A 2,023-nucleotide genomic window follows, 5' to 3' on the forward strand; every position below is an offset into this window, starting at 1 on the left:
AGGCCATTCAGTCTTTCATGCTGCAGCCATTGCCGAGCTGGCTGCTGTTTCAGTACGTGCGCCAGCCCGCCACCATTCGCCGCACCCTCAAGCAGGTCTACCTCGACCAGTCGGCGATTACTGATCAGCTGGTCGAAGACATTCGCCGCCCGGCCCTCGACCCCGGTGCCCCAAAGGTATTTGCCTCGGTATTCAAATCGCGCCAGGGCGAAAAGGTGGATGTGCTGCTGCAAAAGCTAAGCTGCCCCCTGCTAATGCTCTGGGGCGAAGGCGATCCATGGATGAACTGTCGCCAGAAGGGGGTACAGTTCCGCGAACACTATCCCACATTGACAGAGCACTACCTGCAGGCAGGCCACTGCCCCCACGACGAGGTGCCCGACCAAGTGAACGGGCTGCTGCGGGACTGGGTGTTGTCCACAGTTCACCCAAAAGAATCCCGATAGTCGTTGAGCAACGCCAGCACCTGAGTCAGCTTGCGCCGGTTTTCCGTCGATGAGTCAGCCAGATAGCTCAGGAGTGCAAGATCTCGTTCAATTTCGACTGCAGCTCGGCGAGACGTTTGTTCTTTTTCTTCAGCTCTTCGTTGCTCTTCCTCAAGTCTTCGTTGTGCCTCTTCAGCCAGGCGGTTTGCTTCTCGGTTTCGACCGTCCCACTCAATGCCGAAAGTGTTAGTTTGGCCAGTTCACTTAGGGAAAAACTAGATGCTTGTGGCGAAGACTGGGACAGCGCCCTGGCATAGGAGAACCGCAGCCACGATGGCCGCCACAGTGAGTCGATTGCTCCAGATTCTGCGGTTGGCGATAAGGCCGAGGAGGGTGAAGTCTTGCTCATTGTAAAACCGCAGAAAGGCAATGCTGATGAGAAGTAGCGTAACGGTGGTAGCCGGAATTAGCGAGAGAAAGTTGAGCCACGGTGTCATTCGCGAGTGCTTTTAGCTTAGCGGATAGGAGCGCTGGACGGCTTCACCACACAGAATGCCCCGATGAGGGAGTTTTCATCAGGGCATTCCATGTGTTTATCCCAACAAGGAGCTGGGGGTTTGCCACTCGTTGAGCAGGGTAAGAATGTAGTGGTGCAGGTGGGGTTGCCCTTGGGCCTGGGCACAGTCTGCGGCCTGGTGCAGGTCGGCTAGGCTACCAGCGCGATCGCCCAAAGCCTGCCTCAGTACCCCCCGCTTCAAATAAGTACGGGCGTGGTCGGGCTCTAGGGCCAGTACCTGGTTGAGGTCGGCCAGAGCATCGTTGACGCGACCCAGCTGGTGGCAGGCGCAGCCGTGGTTAAACAGTGCCCGCGTGTCTTCGCTATTGATGGCTAGCGCTTGGTTAAAGTCTTGCAGAGCGGCCTGGGGCTGGGCGGCCATTAGCTTGGCTAGACCGCGATCGTCGTAAATATCAGCTAAGGATATGGGATCGGATGTCAGAACCGCCGCTTGGTCAAAATCTGCGATCGCCGCCGCAAAATTATGTAGGGCAATGTAGACCAGCCCTCGGTTGTAGTAGGCCCGGTAGTCGTCGGGGTGGGTTGCTAAAACCTGGGTATTGTCGGCGATCGCTTCAGAGAAATGGCCGCTGCGATAGAAGGCCAGCCCTCGGCTAAGCCGGTAGTCGGCGGCTTCAGCATGACGCTCAATCGCCTGATTACAGAAGGCGATCGCATCATCATAGTGCTCTAGCTGAACCGCTAACAGGCAGCGATCGCTATCTGCGATCGGCCCATTGGGCAGCGCATCAGCTTGAGCCAAACTCGGCCAAGCCAAACTCAACAGCAGCCCCAACCCCACAGCAACCCATTGACGAATACCCAGACGAATACCCACAGCAGCGACCTCTTTAGCGTCAAAGCAATTTTTCTCATTGCTGTTCACAACTCAAAATTCTCTCTTGGAGGATTGTCGAGGTAGAAGTCGTTTCAATCAAAAGACAGCCCGTCAAATATTACGAACCACAAACCTACCGCCTGGCAGCGTTTCGTTCCATCCCCTAAACTAAAACCTATCCCCACCTCCCTCATTCCCTTATCC

At 56.0% G+C, this 2,023-nt stretch carries 1 protein-coding gene and 2 pseudogenes; 1 reads left to right on the plus strand and 2 read right to left on the minus strand.

The features are described 5' to 3' along the window. Positions 1 to 446: pseudogene (locus IQ273_RS32805) on the plus strand (alpha/beta hydrolase); the annotation flags it as partial. On the opposite strand, the pseudogene IQ273_RS36255 reads toward IQ273_RS32805, so the two are convergent. Next, positions 425 to 922 (minus strand): annotated as a pseudogene (locus IQ273_RS36255) (hypothetical protein). The pseudogenes IQ273_RS32805 and IQ273_RS36255 overlap by 22 nt on opposite strands. Positions 923 to 1,018: 96 nt before the next feature. After that, complete coding sequence (locus IQ273_RS32815) at positions 1,019 to 1,819, minus strand: tetratricopeptide repeat protein (RefSeq protein WP_194027257.1); 801 nt, start codon at positions 1,817 to 1,819, stop codon at positions 1,019 to 1,021. Positions 1,820 to 2,023 lie beyond the last annotated feature (204 nt).

It is taken from the genome of Nodosilinea sp. LEGE 07298, from assembly GCF_015207265.1.
In the GTDB taxonomy this organism is placed as follows: domain Bacteria; phylum Cyanobacteriota; class Cyanobacteriia; order Phormidesmidales; family Phormidesmidaceae; genus Nodosilinea.